The organism is Streptomyces panaciradicis (assembly GCF_023516615.1).
Lineage (GTDB): Bacteria > Actinomycetota > Actinomycetes > Streptomycetales > Streptomycetaceae > Streptomyces > Streptomyces panaciradicis.
This window is the reverse complement of the sequence record NZ_JAMGBF010000073.1, coordinates 12,906-36,168: the sequence shown is the minus strand read 5'-3', so window position 1 is coordinate 36,168 and position 23,263 is coordinate 12,906. Positions and strand designations below refer to the sequence as shown.

Sequence of the window (23,263 nt, the reverse complement as noted above, 5' to 3'; positions counted from 1 at the left end):
CGAGCCACGGAGGCGAAGCAACAGGGACAAGGATGCGGGAGCCCTATCCTTGTCCCCGGCAACGTCACGGATCGGCCCACACCCGGGCACCCACGACAGAGGCCACACACCCGGCCCCCGTAGCTCAGTGGATAGAGCAGGCGCCTTCTAAGCGCTTGGCCGCAGGTTCGAGTCCTGCCGGGGGCGCGCACACCCTCTGACCTCTCCTTTCAGGCGGAGGGCCCTCTCCTCTCCCCTCGCCGGGCCGTATGAGGCCAAGCGCCTTTCGCCGCGCTCCGGCCACGTCTCGGGAGCCGTCCGGAGCACTTGCCCTCCCGAAAGCCTTCAGAGCTGAAGGCTGCCGCCCGGGGTGACCGCGGGCCGAGACGGTGTCCGTCGGGACGATGCGCGAGCATGGCGAGCGGTATCTCACTCCGACGAGAGGACCGGCCGTGCGGTTGCGCTGTGCTGTGCTCGACGACTTTCAGCAGGTGGCGGCGGAGGTCGCCGACTGGTCGCCCGTGGCCGATCGGGTGGAGGTAACGTCCTTTGCCGAGCACTTCGGCTCCGAGGACGAACTGGCCGCCGCGCTCGCGGAGTTCGACATCGTGGTCACGCTGCGCGAGCGCGTGCCCTTCCCGGCTTCCCTGCTCGCCCGCCTGCCCCGGCTGAAACTGCTCGTCGCCTCCGGCATGCGCAACAGTGTCATCGACTACGACGCCGCCGCGGCGCACGGCGTCACCGTGTGCGGCACGGCGAGTTCCTCGACGCCGCCCGTCGAGCTGACCTGGGCGCTGCTGCTCGGACTCGCCCGCGGGATCGTCCGGGAGAACGACGCCCTGCGCGGGAACGGCCCCTGGCAGCAGACGGTCGGCGCCGACCTGCACGGCAGCCGGCTCGGCCTGCTGGGCCTGGGCAAGATCGGCAGCCGGGTCGCGCGGGTCGGCCTCGCCTTCGGCATGCACGTCAGCGCCTGGAGCCAGAACCTCACCAAGGAGTACACCGACGAGGTCGGCGTCGAACTGGCGCCCTCCAAGGAGGACCTGCTGTCGGGCAGCGACTTCGTCTCCGTCCACCTCGCCCTGAGCGAGCGCACCCGCGGCCTGCTCGGCCCCGCCGAACTCGCCCTCCTCAAGCCCACCGCCTACCTGATCAACACCTCGCGCGCCGCGATCGTCGACCAGGACGCCCTGCTGGCGGCCCTGCGGCAGGGCCGTATCGCCGGCGCGGGCGTCGACGTGTTCGACGTGGAGCCGCTGCCCGCCGGCCATCCGATGCGGACCGCGCCCCGGCTGCTCGCCACCCCCCACCTGGGCTATGTCTCACGGGCGAACTACGCGACGTACTACGGGCAGGCCGTGGAGGACATCCGTGCCTATCTCGACGGCGAACCCCTGCGACGGCTGGGCTGAGGCAAACGGGTGCGAGCGGATGTTCAAAAGGAGTGATGCACCGATGATCGCCGTGACTCCCCGTCAGCCACGGCGTTGAAGGGTAAGTGCGACGGCGAGTCCTGCCGCCGCGCTCACCGAATCAGAAGGAGTACGTGATGTCTCGCATCGCGAAGGCAGCCGGCGTCGTCCTCGGCACGGGGGCCGTGGTGCTCAGCGGCGCCGGCCTGGCCATGGCGGACGCGGGCGCCCACGGCGCGGCCGTCGGTTCGCCCGGCGTCCTGTCGGGCAACCTCGTCCAGGTCCCCGTCCACATCCCGGTCAACCTGTGCGGGAACACGGTCAACGTGATCGGCCTGCTGAACCCGGCGTTCGGCAACACCTGCGCCAACGTGAGCGACCACGACAACGGCGGCTACGGCTACGGCGGCTGACCACCGGCACGCCACACCAGAGCCCCGGCACCCAGGGCGCCGGGGCTCTTCCCCTGTCCGGAATCCCTCCGCGCCCGCTCAGGCGTACCGGTAGATCCCGCTGACGTCCTCCAGCTCCGCCGGGGTGACGTCCCACGGCGGCATCTTCTCGTGCCGCGCGACGACCCGGCGGTACTGCTCGCTGCCCGGCCCCGGCGGGGTCGCGGGCAGGTAGCGGGCCTGGCGGTGCCGCTGCTGCCAGCGCCACCACTGCAGGTCGATGAAGGCGTGGTGCAGCCAGAACACCGGATCGTTGACGGAGGCGCCCCCGACCATCACCCCGCCGACCCACCGGTGCACCCGGTTGTGGTTGCGCCAGGCGGCGCTGCCCCGTCCGCTCCCCCAGCCCTCCAGCCGGTTGCGGAACCCCTTCGCCGACCTGGAGTCCCAGGGCGAGGTGTCGTAGACGGGCTCGGCCAGGGCCGACTCCAGCTCGCTCCCCGTCGGCAGGTCGATGGGATCGCGTGCGCGGCCGAGGTCCCGGGTGAGGGCCTTCTCGTCGGTGACGTTCTCCTTGAGGGTCCAGTTGCCCTCGGCGTAGGCGAACGGCCCGGTGGTCACCCGGCGGTCCGGCCGCCGTCCGTTGCCGCCGAGGAGGTCCGCCGTCCAGGGCGCCGACGTCGTCCCGCGGTCCTTCGTCCAGTCCCAGTACGGCACGGTCACCGACGGGTCGACGCGGCGCAGCGCGCGCTCCAGGTCGAGCAGGAACCGGCGGTGCCAGGGCAGGAAGGACGGCGCCATGTGGGCCGTACGGAGTCCGAGGTCGCCGTCCGGGACGTAGTACTCGATGTGCGTCCGCACGAACTCGTCGTACTCCCCGAGCCGTTTCACCTCGAGCAGTGCCCCGACGAACCGTCGCCGCTCGGTGCGGGTGAGGGTGGTGACGTCCTTACGCGTGTACGCCATGGTGTCCCCCCGCGTGCGAACGGGCCGCCATGTGGCCCGCCATGACGTCCGTAGCGCGCAGCCGCTCCCCCGGACCCAGTTCGTCGACGGCTGCGCGGGCCGCTTCGAGCGGAGTCGGGTACGAGCAGTAGTGGTCGACCATGCTCAGCCAGCCGCCGTCGGCGCGGCGCATCAGGTGCAGGGGCCGGGCATCCACGGTGACCTGCCAGGCGTGGGCGTCGACGGTGTGGTCCGGGGTGACGGTCCGCCGGCCGCGGATGCGCCGGCCGCGGTAGACCTCGTCGAAGTCGAAGGGGAGGTCCACCGGGCGCCCGGCCCGGTGGCCGGAGCGGGAGGCGGCGACGACGGGGACCAGGGTGACGGCCGCGGCGGCCGTGGCGAGCAGCCCGCGCAGCGCGGCCCGCCGCGCGGGCGGTGCCGGCCGGGGTCTCGTCGCCCCCTGTTCGGCCCGCACCGCTTCCCTGCCGACACTGACGACCATCGTGTGCTCCTCGTCCGGTTGCGATGTACACAAGCGGTAACCGCCCGAGGGGCCGCCTGGTCACCCTTGCGGTCGTGGCGGCCGGGCGAGGCCGGGGCACCGGTTCACGGACCCGGGCCCCGCGCGGGGAGCGAGGCGTCGGCGCGGTCCTACAGTCCCGGGCCCAGGCCCAGGTCGGCGCCGGGCACGGTCTGCAGGACCGGGGCGAGGACGCCCGCCTGCGGCAGCTTGGTGTCCGGCAGGCCGAAGTTGTCGGGGTTCGGCCGGGTCAGCGGGGCGTCCACGGTCAGGCCGGGCGCCATGGTGCGCAGGTCGGAGGCGGGTGCCTCGACGCCCACGTGGTCGAAGGTGTCGCCGAGGACGTGCGGCACGGGCGCGCGCAGGCCGGCGCCGGGCAGACCGCCGGTGACCGGGAGCTGCGGCAGGGTCCGCGCAGGCAGGAGGCGGCCCTCGACGAACTGCGGGCCGTCCGGCTTGCCCGGCTTCGGCAGCGGGATCTCGCCGCCGACGCTCGGCAGTTCCATGTTGAGGGCCTTCTCGGCGCCCTTGAGCGGCACGGGGACGGGGACCGTGCCGACCGCCACGGCGGGGGCGGCCGCTCCTACGGCGGCCGCGACGCCGGCGACGACGGCGGCAAGGGTTCCTCGGGTGGTCGACTTCATGACAGGTGCGGTCCCTTCCAGGGTTCGGAGGCTCAACGTCCGTACCCCGTAACGATCCTGGGGCGTCCACCAGCGCAAGAATCCCCCGGGTGCCGCAGTAGTACGACGAACGGACGGCCGTCGGTGCGGGGCGGGAGGCCGGTGCCGCCCCGCGGCGACGGCGTCAGGCGCGCAGGCTGCGGGCCGGCAGCACGAGGTGCGCGGCGGCGTCCAGGGTCTCGTCGGCGTTGACGAACTCGGCCAGCTGCTCGGGCTCGACGGACTTGCCGAGCTCGGCCTCCGGCCAGGGGCGCGCGGTGAAGATCAGGTAGGCGAAGCCGCGTGCCCCGACGGCCTCCAGCCACTCCGGCGGCACGGTGCACTGGGCCCGCAGGCCCGGCATGGTGACGACGGCCTGGCCCGCGACGACGAGCATGCTGACCGGGAGGCTGGGGCGGGCGATGCCGTCGACCAGCTCCCGGCCGACCGGCAGACCGTTGTCCGTCAGCAGCCGCTCGACGGCGGCGGACGTCGCCTCCGGGCCGCCCTCGGCGTTCCCCAGGGAACAGACCAGGAGGTGGGGGATGTCGACGCCGTCGGCGTTCTCGCCGCTCCAGGGAAGGACGACGAGCGTGCCGAGGTCGGCGGCGCGGAAGGGCCGGGTCTCGCTTGAGGTTGAGGTCACCGGGCGACCATAGCGACGGCTCCGGCGGGCGCCTGACGCGTTCTCACCCGACTGGGGGAGGGCCGGGCGGGTGTCCACACGAACGGGGGACGGGCTCGAACAGCGCGAAGGCCGATCCCGTGGCCCTTGGGCGGCCACCCGGAATCGGCCTTTCCCGGGGTGTCCCGGTGACCGGTGAAGCGGACTCAGCCGCCCACGGCGGGCAGCGCGCCGACGATGCCGCCGTTGTTGTTCAGCGCCTTCGTCGCGCCGCTGACGGTGCTGAGCGCGGAGTCCTTGTTCTCCGTGTCGAGCGAGTCCGACTGGTGCTGCAGCGGCATCACGTCGATGGGACCCTTGGTGAGCGCGTTCACGGCCCCGTTGAGGCTGGTGGGCGTGAGGTCGGCGCTGTTGTAGGCGAACGCGGGCGCTGCGGCACCGGCGAGGACCAGCGAACCGGCGATGACGGCGGCGGCCTTGAGGGTCTTCATCGTGTTCCTTTCTTCGGCGACTCGACGTCACCCGGGGAAGTCTGACGCCATGCCCAACGAGGTGCGTCCGGCGCGGAAACTCCCCTGCAGAGTCCTCATATGAGATCCCGATGTCAGTTCGGCGGCAGGCCGGCCTTGGGCTGGCTGGGCAGGCTCGGCAGGCTCGGCAGACCGGTCAGCGTCGGCGCGGGCAACGTCGGTGCGGGCAGCTTGCCGTCGATCAGTGTCGCGGCGATGGCGTCGACGAGCCCCGACACGGAGGCGTCGAGGGCGGACGCGGCTTCGTCGGCGTCGCCGGTGGCCGCGGCCCCGACCAGGTCGTCGATGGCCTTCTGCAGTGACGCCAGCGCGTCCTTCAGGACGTCCGCGGAGGGCACCTCGGTGACCGCGCCGCTCTTGACGAGCGCCGGCAGCGTGGTGACGGGCTCGGAGGCGGGCAGCGCGGGTGTGGGGGGCAGCGCGGGCAGAGTCGAGGCGTTGCTCGACGTACTCCCCGTACTCGGCGTACTTCCCGTGCTCGGCGTACTTCCCGTACTCGGCGTGCTCCCCGTACTCGACGTACTTCCCGTACTCGGCGTGCTCCCCGTGCTCAATGAAGACGGCGTCGCCGCCGTGACCTTCGCGAGGGCGTCCTTCACCGCGCTGGAGAGCTTGGCCGCCTCGGCGTCGGAGAGCCGGCCGTTGTCGGCCTTGAGGACGGAGGACAGCAGGTCGGTGACCGGGGTGAGCACGCGGCCCAGGTCGGACAGGCTGCGCACCTGGCCGAGGCGCGTGTCCGCGCCGGGGACGGGCGTACGGGACGCCGTGTCGGTGCGCTCCCCGGCCGGGTCGGCGGCGACGGCGGCCGGGGCGGCGACGCCGACCAGGAGGGCGGCGCAGAGCGCGGTGGACGCGATGCGCCGTGCGGGCAGAGCACGCATGGGTGTTCCTTTCGATGAGCGTCGGATCTACGCCCACCGTGGGTTCACCCATTGCACCCTGCAACCGCTGCATCGTCCGTTCGGGGCAAAGCAGACCAGGGCAAAGGGGACCGGGGCAAAGCGGACCGGCCGCGCCCCCGTGGAGGAAGTACGGGAGGGCGGCCGGCCGGGGAAGTGACGCGCGAACGTCAGTCGTTCTCGCACTGGTTGCCGAACGCCGGGTTCAGCAGGCCGATGACGTCGACGGTGTTGCCGCAGACGTTGACCGGAACGTGGACCGGAACCTGAACGACGTTGCCCGACAGCACGCCCGGGGAGTGAGCGGCGGCGCCGTGCGCGTCACTGTCGGCGGCGGCGATGCCCGCACCACCGGCGACGGCCGCGGCGGCAACGGAGGTCAGGGCCAGGCCCTTCGCGATACGCGACATGGAGAGGTGCTCCTTGGGGTTGTTGCAAACACCCGGGCGGATGCCCGGCGCTGTGTCAACGCGTGACGTCCACGCGGGTTGTGCCGCCGATGGGGTGAACTGTCCGGGGGCCGCCTTCACGGACCCGACACAACTGACCGTTTTCGCCTGATTAGTCGCGAAAGCGGCTAGAGTTGCGGCCTCCCGGCGCCCCACGGGCGGTACTTCGCCCGCACCTGCGCCGTCGTCTCCCGAAAGGGCACCGCCGGTCATGCGTATCTCCCCGGTCCCCCTGCTGCGCCGTGCGACGGCGGGAGTCGCCGCCGTCGCCGCCCTGTGCGGACCGGCCCACGCCGAGGCGGCCGCACCCGGACCGCCGGCCGCCCAGGTCCAGCGCCTGCCGTTCACCGAGCGCTACCGCGCGCTCCAGCACGGCGGGATCGTGCGCGCGGCCAACACCTCCGTCAGCTGCCGCACGACGGGTACCGCCGCCGCGCCCGCGTGTCCGGTGGTCCGGGCGGGCGGCAGCGGCGCCAACGGGGACTTCGACATGTTCTACGTCGACGTGGACGACAACCCCGACACCTACAACTCCTCCCGCGCGGAGGTCCGGATGCCCGCGGGCTCCCGGGTGACGTACGCCCGTCTGTACTGGGGCGGGAACCTGCGGGTGGGCGAGCAGAAGCCGGCGCGGGACAACGGGCGGGTGCTGATCGCCGAGCCGGGCGGCGCGTACAAGGCCCTCCTCGCCGACACGGTGGTGGGCCACCGGGTGGCGCGGGGAGCGGACGCCTTCCAGGCGTCGGCGGACGTCACGCGGCTGGTCCGGGACAGCGGTTCGGGGCTCTACACCGTGGCGCAGGTCAACGCCGCGATGGGGAGGTCGGCGGCCGGGGCGTGGGGCGGCTGGACGCTGGTGGTGGCCTACGAGAACCCCCGGCAGCCGCTGCGCCGGCTCGCCCTGTGGGACGGCTTCGACGCCCTCGGCCCGCGTAGCCCCCTGGAGGTCCGGCTGCGCGGGCTGCGCCTGCCTGCGCACGGCACCGGCCGGGTGGGGCTCGTCGCGTACGACGGCGACCGCGGCCGTACGGGTGATTCGGTCACGGTGTCGACCGGCCCCGGACGGACGACGTCTCTCACCGGACCGGACGACCCGCGCGACGACGTCCTGAACTCGACGATCTCCGAGGCAGGGGCGTCCGCGCCGGAGCGCGAGCCGTCGTACGCGAACACGCTCGGCTACGACTCGGACGTGTTCGAACTCGGCACCGCTCTGCGGCGTGGCGGTGACCAGCTGGCCTTCCGGCTCGTTTCCCAGCGGGACGCGGCGTGGGCCGGCGCACTCTTCGTGGCCGTCGACGCCCGGCAGTAGACGCGTCCCGCCGTCCCGAGCACGTCCGTGAGCGAGGAAGCCCCGCAATGCACCAGTCAGCAACCGGCCCCGGGCCGCGGGTCCTGCACCTCACGCAGCCCGTGGACGGCGGGGTCGCCCGGGTGGTGACGGACCTGGCGCGGGCCCAGCTCGCCGCCGGCCTGCACGTCACGGTCGCCTCTCCGGCCGGGCCCCTCGAGGACGGCCTGCGGGCCCTGGGCGCGGACGTACGGCGCTGGGAGGCGACCCGCTCCCCGGGCCCGGCACTCGTGGGCGAGGTACGCCGGCTCGCCCGGGTCATCGAGGACGTGCGGCCCGATCTGGTGCACGCGCACAGCGCTAAGGCCGGGCTGGCCGGGCGGCTCGCCGTACGGGGGCGGATTCCGACCGTGTTCCAGCCGCACGCCTGGTCGTTCGAGGCGGTCGGCGGGGCCATGGCGGCCCTCGCGCTCCAGTGGGAACGGCGCGCGGCGCGCTGGGCCTCGCGGACGGTGTGCGTCAGCGAGGCGGAGCGCCGGACGGGGTTGCGGGCCGGTGTCCGGGGGCGGTGGAGCGTGATCCCCAACGGCGTCGACACCGAGCGCTTCCGTCCCGCGCCCGTGCACGCCGTGCGGGCCGGACTCCTTCCCGACGTCGATCCGGCCGCGCCGCTCGTGGTGTGCGTCGGGCGGCTGTGCCGGCAGAAGGGGCAGGACGTCCTGCTGCGGGCCTGGGAGGCGGTGCTGCGGCGGGTGCCGGACGCCCGGCTGGTGCTGGTCGGCGACGGGCCGGAGCACGACCGGCTGCGCGCCGCCGCCCCCGAACCGGTGCTGTTCGCCGGGTCGTTCGCCGACGTGGTGCCCTGGTACCAGGCCGCCGACCTGGTCGTCCTGCCGTCCCGCTGGGAGGGCATGGCGCTCGCGCCGCTGGAGGCGATGGCCTGCGGCCGCCCCGTGGTGGTCAGCGACGTGGACGGCGCACGGGAGAGCCTGCCGTCCGCACTCGCCGACCGCTGCCTGGTCCCCCCGGAGGACCCGTCGGCGCTGGCCGCCGCCGTCGCCGCACTGCTGCTCGACCCGTCGCGGCGCGAGTCGCTCGGCCGGCTCGGGCGCCGTTACGTCCTGTCCACGCACGACGTGCGGCGCACGACCGAGGCGGTGGCGGGTCTGTACCGCGACCTGCTCGGAGCCGAAGCCGCCGCGCGCCTCGTGTCCACCGAGTGCAGGGAGCCCATCCACTCGTGACCGCGGAAAGCACCGTTCCCTCCCCCGGCGGGCAGGCACGGGACCTCGGATTCTCGTCCGTCTCGGTTCTGCCGCCGCGCGGCCCGGCGGCCGGTTTCCGGTTCCCGGCCCGCCGCCCCCCGGCCCGTCCCTCCTCACCGCTCCCCCTGCTCACCGCGGATCTCGTCGCGGCCCTCGCGGGGGCGCTCGCCCTCGGCGAGGCCCAGCGCCGGCCGCTGGTGGTGGCGCTGCTGGTCGCCGCGTCGATACTGCTGCGCCCGCAGACGTCCGCGGCGGTGAGCGGGATCCTCGACGAACTGCCCGCCGTCTGCGCCCGGATCGGCGTCGCCTGGCTGGTCCTCGCCGCCGCGCTGGCCGCGTACGACACGGACCGGGCGCTCGGCCCGGCCACCCTCGTGCTGGGATTCCTGCTGCAGTCGGCGGCCGGCTGCGTGGGCCGCGGCGCGGTGCGCCGGCAGCAGCGCGTGGCCCTGCTCGCCCGCCCGCGCGCCGCTCTCGTCGTCGGCCCCGCCGCGACCGCCCAGCGGGTGGCCGCCGCCGTGCTGCGCCACCCGCGGTGCGGGGTGCGGCCGGTGGGCATCGTCGCCGAGCAGCCGGACGGCGGCGAGGGCCTGCCGGTGCTGACCACCGGCGAGGCGGTGGAGCGGGCCCTCGTCCAGAACGGCGTGAGCGACATCCTGACCGTGCACCCCTCGGTACGGTCCCGGCAGGGACCGCTGCTGCGGGCGCTCGCCGAGTCGGGCTGCGCGGTGTGGGAGATCGACGCGGACTCACCCTCGTACGAGGCGGGTGAGCGGCTCGCCGGGTTCTCCTGCCGGCGACTGGTGATGGGATCGCGGCGGCGGGGCACCGCCGGCAAGCGGGCGCTGGACGTGGCCGTGTCCGGGACGCTGCTGTTCCTGGCCGGCCCGCTGCTGCTGATGTGCGCGGTGGCGGTGCGGCTGAGCGGCGGGCCGGGCGTCGTCTTCCGGCAGGAGCGGATCGGCAAGGACGGCAAGCCGTTCACGCTGCTGAAGTTCCGCACGCACCGGCCGGTGAACGCGCACGAGGCGGCGACCCGCTGGAGCGTGGCGAACGAGCAGGACATGCCGTGGCTGTGCCGGCTGATGCGGCGCACCTCGCTGGACGAGCTTCCCCAGCTGTGGAACGTCCTGCGGGGCGACATGAGCCTGGTCGGGCCCCGGCCCGAACGCCCGTACTTCGTCGGCAAGTTCAGCCAGACCTACCCCGGCTACGCGGCCCGCCACCGGATGCGGACCGGTATCACCGGGCTCGCGCAGGTGCACGGGCTGCGCGGGGACACCTCGATCGAGGACCGCTGCCGTTTCGACAACGCCTACATCGACAACTGGTCGCTGTGGCAGGACATCTGCATCCTGCTGCGCACCGCGGCCACGCTCGTGCGTCCGACGGGGAGCTGAGCGCGGATGAGTCACGCGCTGACCCTGCCCCGGGCGGGGCGGCTCTCCCCGGTGCTGCCGGTCCTGGCCGTCGTGGCCCTGCTGGCGCTGCCGGTGTCACCGACCGCCGAGGGCGGTGCCGGACCGGCCGACGCGGTGTCGGGCCTGGTGGTGCTGTACTGCGTGGTCCGGCTGCTGCGGGAGCGGCGGCGGCCCCTGTCGCGTCGGGCGGCGGTGATCCTCGGGCTGCCCGTGGTGGGGCTGGCCGTCGCGGCGACGGGGGCGTCCACGGCGTCGGCCGGGCTCGCCGGCCTCGGCCGCTATCTGCAGGTCTTCGTGCTCGTCCCGGCGGCCGTGCTGCTGCTCGTCAGGGACCGGCGCGACTTCCGGCTGCTGGCCTGGGCGCTGGTGGCCCTCGCCGGCTGGGAGGGCGCGATCGGGGTGCACCAGTACCTGACCGGCACCGGCGCCTCCTACCAGGGCCGCGACATCCGGGCCGTCGGCACCTTCGGGGTGACCGACGTGATGGGGATGGCGACGGTGGTCTCCTTCGGCCTGGTGTGCGCGCTGGGCCTGGCTCTCGGGCGCACGCCCTTACGCCAGAGGATGATCGCCGCCGGCTGCGCGCTCGCGCTTCTCGTGCCACTCGCGCTGTCGTTCAGCCGGGGCGCGTGGATCGCCACGGCCGTGACCTGCTCGGCGCAGCTGGTGCTGGCCGGGCTGCGGCGGGCGCTGGCCGTGGGGGCCGCCGCGGTCGCCGTCGGCGTGATCCTGGTGGGCGGCTTCGGCGTCGGGTCGACGCAGCTGCAGGAGCGGGTCGACAGCATCACGCAGGTCACCGACGCGCCCGACCAGTCCGTGACCGACCGGTACACCATGTGGGCGGCGGCCGCCGACATGTGGCGTGAACGGCCGCTTACGGGCGTCGGGTTGAAGGGCTTCCCCGAGCATCGTGACGCGCACGCCTCGCTGGCGCTGTCCGCGGGCAGCGACACCGAGGGCGCGGGCGCCGCCTTCCGCAAGCAGCCCCTGCTGTCCCCGCACAACATGTACTTCCTCGTCCTGGCCGAGCAGGGCCTGATCGGGCTTCTCGCCCTGGTGGGCAGCTGGCTGGCGCTGCTGGTGTGCGGGCTGCGGGGGCTGGCGCGGGTGCGCCGGCACGGGCCGGGGCTCGACTGCGCGCTCGTCGGCTGCGGGCTGCTGGTGTGGCAGCTGACCGACTTCGCGTACGCGGACATCGGCGGGCCCTCGACGGTGCTGACGGCCGTGTGCTTCGGGGTGATGGCGTGGTGGGCGCTGAACGGTTCCCGAGAGGTGCCCGCCGCATGACGGTGACGCCTTCCCCGGGCGCGGGGACCTCCGGCGCCGAGGACGCGGTGACCGTACCCGCGGCGCGGACCCGGCCCGCGGAACAGGCCGAACTGGCGCCCGTCTCACGGCGTTTCCTCGCCAAGGCCACCGCCGTGACCGCCGCCCTGTCCATCGCCGGGGCGCTGCTCGGGCTGGTGCGGGACCAGTCGCTGGCCCGGCTGTTCGGGGCGGGCAGCGCGACGGACGCCTTCCTGGTGGCGTGGACCGTGCCGGAGTTCGCGGCCACGCTGCTCATCGAGGACGGGCTGGCCTTCGCGCTGATCCCCGCGTTCAGCCTGGCCCTGTCCAGGCGGGCGCGGGGTGCGCCGGGGGACCCGGTGCGCGAGCTGGTCGCCGCCACCCTGCCCCGGCTCGCCCTCTGCTTCGCCGCCGCGTCGGCGCTGCTCGTCGCGGCCGCCCCCTACCTCGTGGAGGCCCTGGCGCCGGGCCTGCCGCATCCCGCTCTCGCCGTGGACTGCACCCGGCTGACCGCGACCTGCGTGCTGAGCTTCGGGCTCGCCGGGTACTGCAGCGCGATGCTGCGGGCGCACCGGCGCTTCCTGATGCCGGGCGCGATCTACGTGGCGTACAACACCGGCATCATCGCGGCGATGTTCGCGCTGGGCGGCCGCTTCGGGGTGCGTTCGGCCGCCGCGGGTGTCGCGGTGGGCGGGGCGCTGATGGTGGCCGTCCAACTGCCCGCTTTGTGGCGGCAGTTGCGGCGTGGGCCGGTCGGGCCGCGGGAGCGCGTCGAGGATCCGGAGCGGGCGGTGCCGCTGGCGCTGGTGGCCAGCGTCCTGCTCTTCGCGCTGTGCCGACAGTCCCAGGTCCTCGTCGAGCGCTTCCTCGCCTCCACCCTCCCGGCGGGGGCCATCTCGCACCTGAACTACGCGCAGAAGGTGGCCCAGATCCCGATGACGCTGTCGCTGATGCTGTGCACGGTCACCTTCCCGGTGGTCGCGCGGGCGCTGGCCGACGGCGACACCGAACGGGCCCGCGGCCGCGTGGAGCGGGATCTGGCGCTCGCCGCGTGCATGGTGCTGCTCGGCGCGGCCACGGTGATCGCCTGCGCCCCGCAGATCATCGAAGTCCTCTTCCAGCGCGGGGCGTTCACCGCGCGCGACACGGCGGCGACCGCCGGCGTGATGCGCGTGTACACCCTCGGGTTGCTCGGCCAGACGCTGGTCGGCGTGCTGATCCGCTCCTACTTCTCGGCGGGCCGCGCCACCTGGTACCCGGTCTGCGCGATGACCGGCGGCATCGTCGTCACCTCGTGGTGCGGCGCCTGGGCGGTGGGCCCCTGGGGGGTGTCCGGGATCGCCGCCGCCAACGCCGCCGGCATCACGGTGACCGCCGCCCTGCTCCTCGCCGGCATGGGCTCGACACACCGGGGCGGCCGCCGCGGCGTCCCGGTGCGCGTCCGCACGGTGCTCGCCGAGATCGGCCGCCCGCTGGCCGCGGCCGCCGTCGCGGCACCGGCGGGCCGGCTCGTCGCGAGCCTGGTCCCGGCGCCGCTGCCGGCACTCGTGGCCGGGGCGGCGACGGTGGGCGCCGTGTTCCTGCTGCTCGGCCTGGCCCTGGGCGACCAGGGCTGCGCATCCGCACTCCGTTCCGTACGGGCCGCCACCCGTGCCGTCACCCGAAGGCTCCCCCATGGCCGCTGACTCCGACCGCACCCGTACGGCACCGAGGGCCCCGCACCCGGCCGCCGGCTCCACTCGCACGGCACGCCGTCAAGAACCCGTCCCCTGGGTGGCGATGTACCACTCGGTGGGCGACCGCTCGGACGACCCGTACCGCGTCACGGTCACTCCCGAACGGTTCGAGCGGCAGCTGCGGTGGATGGCCGGGCGCGGACTGCGGGGCGTGTCCGTGGCCGACCTGCTGGCCGCCCGCGCCCGCGGCCGGGGCGGCGGCCTGGTCGGGCTCACCTTCGACGACGGCTACGCCGACTTCCTCACCGACGCCCTGCCGGCGCTGCTCCGCCTGGGGTTCGGCGCCACCCTGTTCGTGCTGCCGGGCCGGCTCGGCGGCGACAACGCCTGGGACCCGCTCGGCCCGCGCAAGCCGCTGCTGACGGCGGACGGCATCCGTCAGGCGGCCGCGGCGGGCATCGAGATCGGCTCGCACGGACTGACGCACACCGACCTGACCAGGGCGGACGACGTCCGGGTGAAGGCGGAGGCCGTCGAGAGCCGGGCCCTGCTGGAGGACCTGCTCGGCGCCCCCGTCGACGGCTTCTGCTACCCCTACGGCTCGGTGGACCAGCGGGCCGTCGACGCCGTCGGGGACGCCGGGTACCGCTACGCCTGCGCCATCGACCCGGGCCCGCTCACCGGTCCGCTCGCCCTGCCCCGCCTGCACATCGGGCAGGAGGACAACGCCGTACGCCTCCTCCTCAAACACCGGCTGCACCGGCTGCGCCGCCGTCCCGCAGAGGGCCTGTGACATGCGGAGCCTGCATGTCATCACCGGCCTCGGCGTCGGCGGAGCCGAGCAGCAACTGCGCCTTCTGCTGCGCCACCTGCCCGTCGACAGCGACGTCGTGACCCTGACCAACCCGGGCGCCGTCGCCGACGGGCTCACCGCGGACGGGGTACGCGTCACCCACCTCGGCATGGCCGGCAACCGCGACCTCGGCGCCCTGCCCCGCCTGGTCCGGCTGATCCGCCGGGGCCGCTACGACCTCGTGCACACCCACCTCTACCGGGCCTGCGTCTACGGCCGTCTCGCCGCGCGTCTCGCGGGCGTCCGGGCGATCGTCGCCACCGAGCACTCCCTCGGCGACACGCAGATGGAGGGGCGCAGGCTCACCGCGGGCGTCCGCGCGCTGTACCTGGCCAGCGAGCGGCTGGGCCGGTCCACGGTCGCCGTCTCCCCCACGGTCGCCGAGCGGCTCAGGCGCTGGGGGGTGCCCGCGCCGCGCATCGAGGTCGTCCCCAACGGCATCGACCTGACCCGCTTCCGCTTCGACGAAGCCCAGCGGCTGCGCACCCGGCAGCGGCTGGGCCTGCCGGAGGACGCCTACGTCGTCGGCGGCATCGGCCGGCTCACCGGGGCCAAGCGGTTCGACGTGCTCATCCACGCCCTCGCGCACCTGCCGGACAGCTGCTGGCTGCTACTGGTCGGCGGCGGGCCCGAGGAGCACGTCCTGCGGCGCACCGCGCACGAGGCCGGGGTGGCGGACCGCGTCCTGTTCACCGGCGAACGGCCCTACGTCGCCGACGGCTCCCCCGGCCCGGACCTGCCGTCGCTCACCTTCGCGATGGACCTGCTCGCCTCGCCCTCCCCGGAGGAGGCCTTCGGTCTGGCGGTCGTGGAGGCGCTGGCCTCCGGGCTGCCCGTCCGCTACGCCTCCTGCCCGGCGATCGAGGACCTCCCCTCGCACACCGCCCCGGCCGCCCACCGGGTGACCGGCGACGCCGAGGCCTTCGCCCGGGCCCTGGCCGCGGCCCGCGCCGAGGGCCCGCGCCCGCGCACCGCGCCCGAGGCCGCCCACCACTACAGCATCACCCGCAGCGCAGCACGGCTCATGGACGTCTACGCGGCGGCCCACTCCTCACCCCCGTCACCTCACGGAGTCAGTTCCTCATGACCGAGAACCCCAGCGGCCCCCGCCGCACGTCCCCCGCCCACACCCGGGCCGGCTCGCTGCCGGCCTGGTCCCTGCTCGCGGCCGGCGTCGTCGCCGGCGGCCTGCTCGGCGGCACGTACGGCCTGGTCAGGACGCCGACGTACACGGCCACGAGCTATGTCGTCGCCGTACCGACGCAGAAGTCCGACTCCGCGACCGCGCTCGGCTTCGCGCAGGCCTACGGACGGGTCGCCACGCAGCTCGCGGTGCTCGGGGACGCCCAGGTATGGGCGGGCGTGCCGGTGCAGACGCTGAAGTCGAGCGTGCAGGCGGAGACTTCGCCGGACGCGCCGATGGTGGCGATCACGGCGACCTCCTCGCGCCCCGAACTCGCCGCCGACATGGCCGACGCCGTCTCGCGGGCGCTGACCCGGCACGCCAACGACTCCAAGGCCGACACCGACGTGGAGCTGCGCCAGTTCGCCCGCGCCGTCAAACCCACCGAGCCGTCCTCGGCCTCCCCCGGCGTGACGGGTCTCGTGGGAGCCAGCGCGGGCGGCCTGCTGGGCGGCCTGGCGCTGCTGGTCCGGCCCCGGCGGACCACGGACGCACCCGGGCGGCCGGCCTCCGTACCGAGCCCGGCCCCCGCCGCCGATGTCCACGGACAGCTGTGAAGTACTCCGTGGAGGTCGTCACCGACGAACCCGCGTTCGCCGAACTGGGCCCGCAGTGGGGCCGGTTGTACCGCGGGTGCGCGGCGGCCACCCCGTTCCAGAGCCACGCCTGGCTGCACTCGTGGTGGCTGTCCTACGGCCGCCCCGGCCGGCTGCGCCTGCTGCTGGTCCGCGACGGCCGCGACCTCGTCGCCGTCGCCCCGCTGATGCGGGTACGGCGGCCGGTGCCGGCGCTCGTGCCGCTCGGCGGCGCGATCTCCGACTACGGGGACGTGCTGGTGGACGACGCACGCGGCGAGGAGGCGGTGGGCGCGCTGACCGAAGCGCTCTGGTCGGCCGCCCGCACCGCGCTGATCGACCTGCGCGAGGTGCGGCCCGGAGCCGCCGCCGAGCAGGTGTACGCCCGCTGGGGCGGCCCGCGCCGCCGGGTGGACGACTCGCTGTGCCTGGAGCTGCCCGCCGTACCGATGGACGAACTGGTCGCCCGGCTGCCCTCGGCGAAGGCCCAGCGGGTGCGGGCCAAGCTGCGCAAGCTCGCCGCGCTCGGCGTCGAACGGCACGTCGTACCGCCCGGCGAGGTGGACAAGGCGCTGCGCCGGCTCGTCGAACTGCACCGGCTGCAGTGGCAGGGCCGCAAGGTGACGGGTGAGCACCTGCGCCCCCGCTTCCGCGAGCACCTGGTGCGGTCGGTGGGGGCGATGGTCGAGTCCGGGGACGCGGTGGTCACCGAGTTCCGGCTGGAGGACGACGTGGTGGCCGTCGATCTGACCCTGCTGTCCGGGCGGCTCGCGGGCGGCTATCTCTACGGCGCCCATCCGTGCCTGCGCGAACGCAAGGCGGACGTGGCGGTGATGCTGCTCGACGCGTGCGCCGAGCAGGCGTGCGACGGCGGACGGGACACGCTGAGCCTGCTGCGCGGCGACGAGCCGTACAAACGCCACTGGCGCCCCGAACAGGTCGGCAACCAGCGGCTGTTGCTCGCCCGGCGGCGTACCGCCCCGCTGCTGTCGGCGGCCCTGTGCGACGTGGCGGCCCGGCGGCGGGGCAAGGACGTGGTGCGACGGTGGAGGGAGCGCGGTGGCGACGGGCCGTGACCGACCCGCCGCCCGCCGGGGTTCACCGGGTGCGCGACCACCAGTCCAGGCGCAGGCACAGCTTCCCGCCGAGCCAGTACTCGACCCAGTCGCCCAGGTTGAGCGGCGAACAGCTGGGGTTGGGGGTGGGTTTCGGGGTCGGTGTGGGTGTGGGGGCCGGCGTGGTGGGCCCGGTCGGCTGCGGGGTCGGCTCGCCGGTGCGGCCGGAGAGCACGGACCGGTAGACCTCCGAGGACATGGGGTTGTCGGCGCACTGCCAGACGCCGTGCGGGCAGTAGTCGGTGACCGTGTTGTACAGCGGCTTGTGCGTGTCCATCCAGGCGAGCATGTCCCGCATGTACGCGGCATTGTCGCCGTTGCGGAAAAGCCCCCACTCCGGATAGGAGATGGGTTTCTTGTGGGCCTTGGCGAAGTCCACCTGTGCCTGCAGGCCGTACGGCTCTTTCACCTGCTGCTCGAAAGGCATTCCGCGCGGCTGGTCGTACGAGTCCATTCCGATGATGTCGACGGTGTCGTCCCCGGGATAGCACTCGGTCCAGGGAACGGCGTCCCGGCCGCGGCTGGGCGCGAAGTCGAAACGGAATTTCTGCCCCGGCACCGCGCGCATGGTGGCGACGATCCGGTTCCAGTAGGCCTTCCACGCCTGCGGGTCGGGCCCGCAGCGGTGGGTGTAGGTGGTGCCGTTCATCTCCCAGCCGAGCACGATGACCGTGTCCGGCGCCTTCAGCGCGACCAGCCGCTCGGCGAGCGCGCGGAAGTGGTGGTCGTACTGGCCCGTCGAGGCCCGGCGCAGCAGCAGCCGCACCTCCTCGTCGGAGACGTCGTTCTCGTTGCGCTCCATCATCGGCACGTTGAGCACGAGCATCCGGTCGGCCTTCTGCGCGCGCCAGTCCGCCCAGGCGTCGAGGAAGCCGTGGGCGCCCTCGATGTTGGACCAGCGGTCACCGGGCAGGTAGGTGTGCCCGACGCGCAGGTCGGCCCCGCCCAGCCAGCGGCTGAGATCGGCGATCCGGGCCACGCCCTGCGGACCGGAGTCGAGAAAGGCGCCGAAGGAAGGGGCATACGTCGGGGCCGGTGTGGTGGGAGTGGCCTTGGCCGGTGTGCCCGGGGTCGCCGGGGCCGGTGTGACCGGGGCGGCCGGGGTGGCCGGGACCGGAGGGGCGAGCGGGCCGGTCGTGGGCGCCGGAGCGGGCGGGCCGGTGACCCGTGCCGTCCCCGCCGCGCATCCCGGCCCCGCCGCCAGGGCGGCCGACGCGGCGGCCGTCACCGTGATGACCGCCAACCGTCGCAGACGGGCCCGTCGCTGCTGTGAGGACATGCCTGCTCCTTTCTCTCCGATACCTGACACTCAGTCACGAAAATATGAAGTTCGCCACCTCATTACGGCTTTCGAGTGCACCGATCGCCCGCCCGAGTGAAACGACCGAAGGAAATGCCCGTGTCGCTGCTCGACACCCGAGTCCCCGCGGTTCTGCTGCGGATCGACCGGAATCCCTTTCATCACGGAACGCTGGGGGCCGTTCGCTCGCTCGGCAGGGCGGGAGTCGAGGTCCATCTCGTCGCGGATTCCACCGGAAGTCCGGTGCGCACCTCCCGTTTCGTACGGCGGATGCATCCGCCGCCACCGCCCGGCGCGTCCCTCGGTGACATCGCCGTCGTGCTGCGCCGGATCGCCGCCGGAATCGCGCGTCCCGCCGTGCTGATCGCGATGGACGACGCGAGCGCCGTCGCGGTGAGCCGGCTGCGCGAGGAGCTGGCCCCCGCCTATCTGCTGCCGCAGCAGCCGGCCACGCTTCCCGAACGCGTCGCCGACAAGGCGGAACTGGCCGCGCTGTGCGCGTCCGTGGGCGTCCCGCACCCGGAGACGGTCGTCCCGGAGAGCGCCGCCCACGCGGTGCGCGCCGCCTGGGGACTGGGACTGCCGGTGGTCGCCAAGTGGAGCCGGCCCTGGCTCGTGCCCACCGGCGCCGGGCTGCGCAGCACGGTCGTGCTCCGCTCGGCACAGGAGGCCGGGGAGCTGTACCTGCGCAGCGCGGAGGCCGGCAGCCGGCTGCTGCTGCAGGCGTTCCTGCCTCCGGGGCCCGACCGGGACTGGTTCTTCCACGGCTACGCCGACCGGTCCGGGACCGTGCGCGGCGGAGGCCCCGGCGTGAAGTCGCTGGCCTGGCCGCGCGGGGCCGGGCTGACGGCGGTCGGCAGCTGGACGCCGAACCCGCAGGTGCAGCTGCTCGCCGAACGGCTGGGCGCCGAACTGGGCTACCGGGGCATCCTCGACCTCGACTTCCGCCGCTGCGGCGCCACGGGGCGTTACCACCTCCTCGACTTCAACCCGCGCCCCGGCGCGCAGTTCCGGCTGTTCACCGACTCGGCCGGACTGGACGTGGTCCGCGCCCTGCACCTGGATCTGACCCACCGTCCGCTGCCGGACGGACTGCCGCTGCCGGGAAGGGAGTTCGTGGTGGAGAACTACGCCCCCCTGAACGCCCTGCGGCCCGCTCCGGCCGGACGCGAACTGGCCTGGCACGCGTACGACGACCCGGGGCCCGGCAGGGCGCTGTGGGGCCTGTGGGGCCGGCATGTGGCGGGCCGGCTGCTGGCTCGCGTCCGCGGCCCCGAGGCACCCGCGCCCCTGCCCGCACCCGCACCCGCACCCGCCGACGTCCGCGATGACCTCCGCGACGACGTCTCCGACGACGAGAAAGCGAGCAGTTGCTGATGTACGACCTGCTGGTGGTGGGCGCCGGGCCCTACGGCCTGTCCATCGCGTCCCACGCCGCGGCCGCCGGACTGCGGCTGCGTGTCCTCGGCCGACCCATGGCCTCCTGGCGTGACCACATGCCCCGCGGCATGTTCCTCAAGTCGGAGCCGTGGGCGTCCAATCTCTCGGACCCGTCCGGCCGTTGGCGCCTGGACGGATACTGCGCGAGCCAGGGGGTCACGGCCCGGCACGGGGAGCCGATCCCGGTGGAGATGTTCGCCGCGTACGGCCTGTGGTTCGCGCAGCGGGCCGTGCCGGAGGTCGACGAGCGCACGGTGACCCGCGTTTCCGCCTGCCCCGGCGGCTTCGAGGCGGTGACGCAGGACGGACAGGTGCTGCCGGCCCGCACGGTCGCCCTGGCGGTCGGCGTGACACCCTTCACGGAGATCCCGCCGGCCCTGCGCGGCCTGCCCGCGTCCCTGGTCTCGCACAGCGTCGACCACGACGACCTCGCCCGGTTCCGCGACCGGGACGTCACGGTCGTCGGCGGTGGCCAGGCGGCCCTGGAGACGGCGGCCCTGCTCGCGGAACAGGGCACCCGGGTACGGGTGCTGGCGCGCGCCGACCGCCTTGCCTGGAACGACGTGCCACCGCCCTGGCAGCGCCCGTGGTGGCAGTCGGCCCGTGCCCCGCACAGCGGCCTGGGCTGCGGCTGGCGGAACTGGTTCTACGCCGAACGCCCCGGCCTGCTGCACCGCCTGCCCGAACGGACCCGGATCCGCATCACCGAGACCGCCCTCGGCCCGGCGGGCGCGTGGTGGGTACGGGAGCGGGTGGAAGGGGCGGTGGAGGTCCTGCCGGGCCACGAGATCACGGCGGCGCGGTCGGTGAACGACGGGGCGGGGGTGCGCCTGGAGGTGGTCCACCGGGGCGGTGCCGAGGGTTCGGCAGTGGTGCGGTCCCTGGAGACCGACCACGTCATCGCGGCCACGGGCTTCACCGCCACGTGCGACCGCCTGGCCCTTCTCTCCCCCGACCTGCGCACCACTCTCACCAGGACGGCTTGCGGCTCGCCGCGGGTGACCTCCGGCTTCGAGTCCTCCCACCCCGGCCTCTTCCTGGCCGGCCTGATCACCGCACCGGACTTCGGCCCGGCGATGCGCTTCGTCCAGGGAGCGACGTACACGGCGGAGACCCTCGTACGGGGTGTACGGCGCCGGTTGCGGGCCGGGAGCGCGGGCGCGGCGATCCCCGCTCCCGGCAGGGGTGGCCGCAGCGAGGCGCCGGCGGGCGCGCGCCGCTGACCACCCCCGACGGGCCGCTGTGCGGCCGGAGCGCGGGTGCCGGACGTTGCCTGTCCGGCACCCGGCGCACTACCGGCGCGAGGCGGCCCGGCCCCGGCGGTACAGGATGACGCCGCCCGCGATCATCGCCGCGCTGGCGCCCGAGGCGGCCAGCATGGCCTGGGCACCGGTGTGCGGCAGCTGAGGCGGAGGCGTGTGGCCACCGCCGCCGGGCGGCGGCGTGTGGTGGTCACCGGGCGGAGTGCCCCCACCACCACCGGACGGCGGCGTGTGATCCCCACCGGGCGGAGGCGTGCTCCCACCACCGCCGGGAGGCGGCGTGTGGTCACCGCCGGGAGGCGGCGTGTGGTGGTCGCCGGGGGGCGGGGTGTGGTCGCCACCGGGGGGCGTGCCACCGCCACCACCGGGAGGCGGCGTGTGATCCCCACCGGGCGGCGGGGTGTGGTGGTCCCCGGGAGGCGGGGTGTGGTGGTCGCCGGGGGGCGGGGTGTGGTCGCCACCGGGGGGCGTGCCACCGCCACCACCGGGAGGCGGCGTGTGATCCCCACCGGGCGGCGGGGTGTGGTGGTCCCCGGGAGGGGGCGTGTGGTGGTCCCCGGGAGGTGGCGTGTGGTGGTCGCCGGGCGGCGGGGTGTGGTGGTCCCCGGGCGGCGGCGTGTCGTGGTCGCAGGGCGGTGAAGACTGGTGGTCGCCGGGAGGCGTCTGGTCGCCGTACCCGCCGCCCCCGCCCCCGCCCCCGCCGTACCCGGAGTCGTCGCCGTAACCGGAGTCGCCGGCGCCGTGGTGGCCGCCGTGGCCGTGCGCGCGGTGCTTGCCCGAACCGGTGGCGCCGGCACAGGAGTTGCCGAAGGCCGGGTTGAGGGCGGCGGCCACGTCGACGGAGTCGCCGCAGGCGTTCAGCGGTACCTCGACGGGGGCCGCGACGCCGTTGCCGGACGCGACGCCGGCGGAATCCTTGGCACCGCCGGTCGTGTGCGTGTCGGCGAAGACAGGGCTGCTGCACAGGGACAGAATGCTTGTCGCGGCGGCGGCCGCGACCATTCCCCTACTCAGGGTCTGTCGCAATCTCGTTGTCTTCCTGCTTGGAGAAGTGGGAAAAGCCGGCCTCGGAACGTGGAAGCGGTCCGGGGCCGGCCATGACACAGCCGGTACGGCTGCGGCGTTACGTGATCAGTCGTTCATGCAGTGGTTGCCGAACGCCGGGTTCAGCGCGGCGATGACGTTCACGGTGTTGCCGCACACGTTGATCGGCACGTGGATCGGAACCTGGATCACGTTGCCGGAGAGGACGCCCGGGGAACCGATGGCGGCGCCCTCGGCTCCGGCGTCCGCGAAGGCCGGAGCGGCCACGCCGAGGGCCATGATCATGCCCGCGACGACAGCGGCGGTCTTCTTCATGAGATTTCCCTTCTCTGCGGTCATGCCCCTTTGTCGGCCTGTGGCCGAGCGAGCACAGCCGGAACGGCTCGCGCCATGACCTGCAGGCTGTAGAACGAGGAATAGCCGAAGGAGAAACTACGGAACGCGTGGCGCGGGGGAATTCACTCGATTGCCCCGGACCATCACACGTTTCCCTTTCGATCACCTGGTGAACAAGGTGGAAAAAAGCCCGGACGGCCCGCGGAGGAAACCGCGGGCCGTCCGGTTGGCCGGAAGAGGCTTACGACTCGCCCTGGGCCGAAAGAACCGACAGGTCCTCCAGGACGTGCGACAGCGCGCCGTCCCGCTTGGACTGGGTGGAGTTGTCGGAGCACTGCTGGGTGAGCTGGTCCGACAGGATCGGCACGTCCTGGACGTTGACGATCTGCAGGACGCCGACGTTGGTGTCGCTCAGGCCGAGGCACGGCTTGTTGAGCGTGCCCTCGACCAGCGACAGCTGCGGGCTCATGTCACCCTTGGTCGCCGAGTTGCCGAACGACGACGTGGCGCCGTTACCGTTCGCGACGGTCGGTCCGTTGTCGTTGCCGATGGCAAGCGCCGTCGGAGCTGCCGCCACCGACATCCCGACGACAGAAGCGGCGGCCGCGGCGGCGGCCATTGCCTTCTTGAGCACTTCGCGTTCCTTTCCTCGTAGCGACGCAATGCCCTACGGCCACATCAACCGGGCCTGTGAGGAATGGTTGCGGGCATTCACTCAATTGGCCCTGTCGCACTCGCCGGTGCCCCGTGGACACCGGGGTTCCGCGGGGGCTCGCGTGTCGGCCGTAGGAGTGAATGGGAG

The 23,263-nt window shown here is 74.1% G+C and carries 24 protein-coding genes and 1 tRNA gene; 14 read left to right on the top strand and 11 right to left on the bottom strand.

Features of this window, described 5'->3' with window-relative positions; genetic code table 11:
- The first annotated feature begins 113 nt into the window (after positions 1-113).
- From M8J74_RS23855 to M8J74_RS23845, 3 genes are all read left to right on the top strand, one after another.
- Positions 114-186 (top strand) — tRNA-Arg (locus M8J74_RS23855).
- 245 nt (positions 187-431) lie between these two features.
- The gene (locus tag M8J74_RS23850) at positions 432-1,391 is read left to right on the top strand and encodes a D-2-hydroxyacid dehydrogenase family protein (protein ID WP_249838402.1); all 960 of its coding nucleotides are present in this window, start codon (positions 432-434) and stop codon (positions 1,389-1,391) included.
- Between the two features lie 137 nt (positions 1,392-1,528).
- Positions 1,529-1,804, top strand: coding sequence for a chaplin (locus tag M8J74_RS23845; protein WP_058925221.1), 276 nt, complete (start codon positions 1,529-1,531; stop codon positions 1,802-1,804).
- A 78-nt stretch (positions 1,805-1,882) separates the two neighbouring features.
- Here M8J74_RS23845 and M8J74_RS23840 read toward each other — a convergent pair whose 3' ends face one another.
- From M8J74_RS23840 to chpG, 7 genes are all read right to left on the bottom strand, one after another.
- Positions 1,883-2,749 (bottom strand): tyrosinase family protein, encoded by an 867-nt coding sequence (locus M8J74_RS23840; protein ID WP_249838401.1) that lies wholly within the window; start codon positions 2,747-2,749, stop codon positions 1,883-1,885.
- Positions 2,733-3,230 carry a tyrosinase family oxidase copper chaperone gene (locus M8J74_RS23835; RefSeq protein WP_249838400.1) on the bottom strand — a complete coding sequence of 166 codons (498 nt, stop codon included), beginning with the start codon at positions 3,228-3,230 and terminating at the stop codon, positions 2,733-2,735. Before M8J74_RS23835 ends, M8J74_RS23840 begins: the two co-directional genes overlap by 17 nt.
- A 149-nt stretch (positions 3,231-3,379) precedes the next feature.
- A complete protein-coding gene (locus tag M8J74_RS23830; RefSeq protein ID WP_249838399.1) occupies positions 3,380-3,892 on the bottom strand; it encodes a hypothetical protein in 513 nt (170 codons plus the stop codon).
- A gap of 163 nt (positions 3,893-4,055) precedes the next feature.
- Positions 4,056-4,556 carry a DUF5949 family protein gene (locus M8J74_RS23825; protein ID WP_249838398.1) on the bottom strand — a complete coding sequence of 167 codons (501 nt, stop codon included), beginning with the start codon at positions 4,554-4,556 and terminating at the stop codon, positions 4,056-4,058.
- A gap of 185 nt (positions 4,557-4,741) precedes the next feature.
- Positions 4,742-5,026 (bottom strand): hypothetical protein, encoded by a 285-nt coding sequence (locus M8J74_RS23820; protein WP_058925216.1) that lies wholly within the window; start codon positions 5,024-5,026, stop codon positions 4,742-4,744.
- Between the two features lie 113 nt (positions 5,027-5,139).
- Positions 5,140-5,946: a hypothetical protein gene (locus M8J74_RS23815; protein ID WP_249838397.1), complete on the bottom strand. Its 807-nt coding sequence runs from the start codon at positions 5,944-5,946 to the stop codon at positions 5,140-5,142.
- A 188-nt stretch (positions 5,947-6,134) separates the two neighbouring features.
- Positions 6,135-6,374: a chaplin ChpG gene (gene chpG, locus M8J74_RS23810; RefSeq protein ID WP_058925214.1), complete on the bottom strand. Its 240-nt coding sequence runs from the start codon at positions 6,372-6,374 to the stop codon at positions 6,135-6,137.
- 250 nt (positions 6,375-6,624) lie between these two features.
- Here chpG and M8J74_RS23805 point away from each other — a divergent pair, with 250 nt between their 5' ends.
- Genes M8J74_RS23805 through M8J74_RS23765 form a run of 9 tightly spaced genes read left to right on the top strand, consistent with a single transcriptional unit; the run spans position 6,625 to position 17,040 of the window.
- Positions 6,625-7,725: a DUF3344 domain-containing protein gene (locus M8J74_RS23805; protein WP_249838396.1), complete on the top strand. Its 1,101-nt coding sequence runs from the start codon at positions 6,625-6,627 to the stop codon at positions 7,723-7,725.
- 47 nt (positions 7,726-7,772) lie between these two features.
- Positions 7,773-8,948: a glycosyltransferase gene (locus M8J74_RS23800; RefSeq protein WP_249838395.1), complete on the top strand. Its 1,176-nt coding sequence runs from the start codon at positions 7,773-7,775 to the stop codon at positions 8,946-8,948.
- Positions 8,945-10,369 (top strand): exopolysaccharide biosynthesis polyprenyl glycosylphosphotransferase, encoded by a 1,425-nt coding sequence (locus tag M8J74_RS23795; protein ID WP_249838394.1) that lies wholly within the window; start codon positions 8,945-8,947, stop codon positions 10,367-10,369. Before M8J74_RS23800 ends, M8J74_RS23795 begins: the two co-directional genes overlap by 4 nt.
- A gap of 6 nt (positions 10,370-10,375) precedes the next feature.
- The gene (locus M8J74_RS23790) at positions 10,376-11,677 is read left to right on the top strand and encodes an O-antigen ligase family protein (protein ID WP_249838393.1); all 1,302 of its coding nucleotides are present in this window, start codon (positions 10,376-10,378) and stop codon (positions 11,675-11,677) included.
- Positions 11,674-13,362, top strand: coding sequence for a murein biosynthesis integral membrane protein MurJ (gene murJ / locus M8J74_RS23785; RefSeq protein WP_249838392.1), 1,689 nt, complete (start codon positions 11,674-11,676; stop codon positions 13,360-13,362). The genes M8J74_RS23790 and murJ overlap by 4 nt, the downstream gene beginning before the upstream one ends.
- On the top strand, positions 13,352-14,146 hold the full coding sequence (locus M8J74_RS23780) for a polysaccharide deacetylase family protein (protein ID WP_249838391.1): 795 nt from the start codon (positions 13,352-13,354) through the stop codon (positions 14,144-14,146). Before murJ ends, M8J74_RS23780 begins: the two co-directional genes overlap by 11 nt.
- 1 nt (position 14,147) lies before the next feature.
- Complete coding sequence (locus M8J74_RS23775) at positions 14,148-15,293, top strand: glycosyltransferase (RefSeq protein WP_249838390.1); 1,146 nt, start codon at positions 14,148-14,150, stop codon at positions 15,291-15,293.
- Entirely contained in the window at positions 15,290-15,946 is a 657-nt protein-coding gene (locus tag M8J74_RS23770) for a YveK family protein (protein ID WP_249838389.1), read from the top strand. Before M8J74_RS23775 ends, M8J74_RS23770 begins: the two co-directional genes overlap by 4 nt.
- Complete coding sequence (locus M8J74_RS23765; RefSeq protein WP_249838388.1) at positions 15,943-17,040, top strand: GNAT family N-acetyltransferase; 1,098 nt, start codon at positions 15,943-15,945, stop codon at positions 17,038-17,040. The genes M8J74_RS23770 and M8J74_RS23765 overlap by 4 nt, the downstream gene beginning before the upstream one ends.
- Positions 17,041-17,062: 22 nt before the next feature.
- On the opposite strand, the gene M8J74_RS23760 is transcribed toward M8J74_RS23765, so the two are convergent.
- Positions 17,063-18,358 (bottom strand): glycoside hydrolase family 26 protein, encoded by a 1,296-nt coding sequence (locus tag M8J74_RS23760; RefSeq protein ID WP_249838387.1) that lies wholly within the window; start codon positions 18,356-18,358, stop codon positions 17,063-17,065.
- A 120-nt stretch (positions 18,359-18,478) separates the two neighbouring features.
- Here M8J74_RS23760 and M8J74_RS23755 point away from each other — a divergent pair, with 120 nt between their 5' ends.
- On the top strand, positions 18,479-19,756 hold the full coding sequence (locus tag M8J74_RS23755) for a carboxylate--amine ligase (RefSeq protein ID WP_249838386.1): 1,278 nt from the start codon (positions 18,479-18,481) through the stop codon (positions 19,754-19,756).
- Positions 19,756-21,042, top strand: coding sequence for an FAD-dependent oxidoreductase (locus tag M8J74_RS23750; RefSeq protein WP_249838385.1), 1,287 nt, complete (start codon positions 19,756-19,758; stop codon positions 21,040-21,042). Before M8J74_RS23755 ends, M8J74_RS23750 begins: the two co-directional genes overlap by 1 nt.
- Before the next feature lie 69 nt (positions 21,043-21,111).
- Here the strand turns inward: M8J74_RS23750 and M8J74_RS23745 are convergent, their stop codons facing one another.
- The 3 genes from M8J74_RS23745 to M8J74_RS23735 all read right to left on the bottom strand — a co-directional run bounded on the left by M8J74_RS23745 (position 21,112) and on the right by M8J74_RS23735 (position 23,095).
- Entirely contained in the window at positions 21,112-22,107 is a 996-nt protein-coding gene (locus M8J74_RS23745) for a chaplin (protein ID WP_249838384.1), read from the bottom strand.
- Positions 22,108-22,212: 105 nt separating this feature from the next.
- Complete coding sequence (locus tag M8J74_RS23740) at positions 22,213-22,440, bottom strand: chaplin (protein WP_249838383.1); 228 nt, start codon at positions 22,438-22,440, stop codon at positions 22,213-22,215.
- 262 nt (positions 22,441-22,702) lie between these two features.
- Complete coding sequence (locus M8J74_RS23735) at positions 22,703-23,095, bottom strand: rodlin (RefSeq protein WP_058925200.1); 393 nt, start codon at positions 23,093-23,095, stop codon at positions 22,703-22,705.
- Positions 23,096-23,263 lie beyond the last annotated feature (168 nt).

Coding starts and splice junctions, on each gene's coding strand:
- M8J74_RS23770 (WP_249838389.1), top strand. CDS start 15,290: ATGACCGAGAACCCCAGCGGCCCCCGCCGCACGTCCCCCGCCCACACC.
- M8J74_RS23840 (WP_249838401.1), bottom strand. CDS start 2,749: ATGGCGTACACGCGTAAGGACGTCACCACCCTCACCCGCACCGAGCGG.
- M8J74_RS23805 (WP_249838396.1), top strand. CDS start 6,625: ATGCGTATCTCCCCGGTCCCCCTGCTGCGCCGTGCGACGGCGGGAGTC.
- M8J74_RS23835 (WP_249838400.1), bottom strand. CDS start 3,230: ATGGTCGTCAGTGTCGGCAGGGAAGCGGTGCGGGCCGAACAGGGGGCG.
- murJ (WP_249838392.1), top strand. CDS start 11,674: ATGACGGTGACGCCTTCCCCGGGCGCGGGGACCTCCGGCGCCGAGGAC.
- M8J74_RS23780 (WP_249838391.1), top strand. CDS start 13,352: ATGGCCGCTGACTCCGACCGCACCCGTACGGCACCGAGGGCCCCGCAC.
- M8J74_RS23800 (WP_249838395.1), top strand. CDS start 7,773: ATGCACCAGTCAGCAACCGGCCCCGGGCCGCGGGTCCTGCACCTCACG.
- M8J74_RS23760 (WP_249838387.1), bottom strand. CDS start 18,358: ATGTCCTCACAGCAGCGACGGGCCCGTCTGCGACGGTTGGCGGTCATC.
- M8J74_RS23845 (WP_058925221.1), top strand. CDS start 1,529: ATGTCTCGCATCGCGAAGGCAGCCGGCGTCGTCCTCGGCACGGGGGCC.
- M8J74_RS23815 (WP_249838397.1), bottom strand. CDS start 5,946: ATGCGTGCTCTGCCCGCACGGCGCATCGCGTCCACCGCGCTCTGCGCC.
- M8J74_RS23790 (WP_249838393.1), top strand. CDS start 10,376: ATGAGTCACGCGCTGACCCTGCCCCGGGCGGGGCGGCTCTCCCCGGTG.
- M8J74_RS23740 (WP_249838383.1), bottom strand. CDS start 22,440: ATGAAGAAGACCGCCGCTGTCGTCGCGGGCATGATCATGGCCCTCGGC.
- chpG (WP_058925214.1), bottom strand. CDS start 6,374: ATGTCGCGTATCGCGAAGGGCCTGGCCCTGACCTCCGTTGCCGCCGCG.
- M8J74_RS23750 (WP_249838385.1), top strand. CDS start 19,756: ATGTACGACCTGCTGGTGGTGGGCGCCGGGCCCTACGGCCTGTCCATC.
- M8J74_RS23820 (WP_058925216.1), bottom strand. CDS start 5,026: ATGAAGACCCTCAAGGCCGCCGCCGTCATCGCCGGTTCGCTGGTCCTC.
- M8J74_RS23775 (WP_249838390.1), top strand. CDS start 14,148: ATGCGGAGCCTGCATGTCATCACCGGCCTCGGCGTCGGCGGAGCCGAG.
- M8J74_RS23830 (WP_249838399.1), bottom strand. CDS start 3,892: ATGAAGTCGACCACCCGAGGAACCCTTGCCGCCGTCGTCGCCGGCGTC.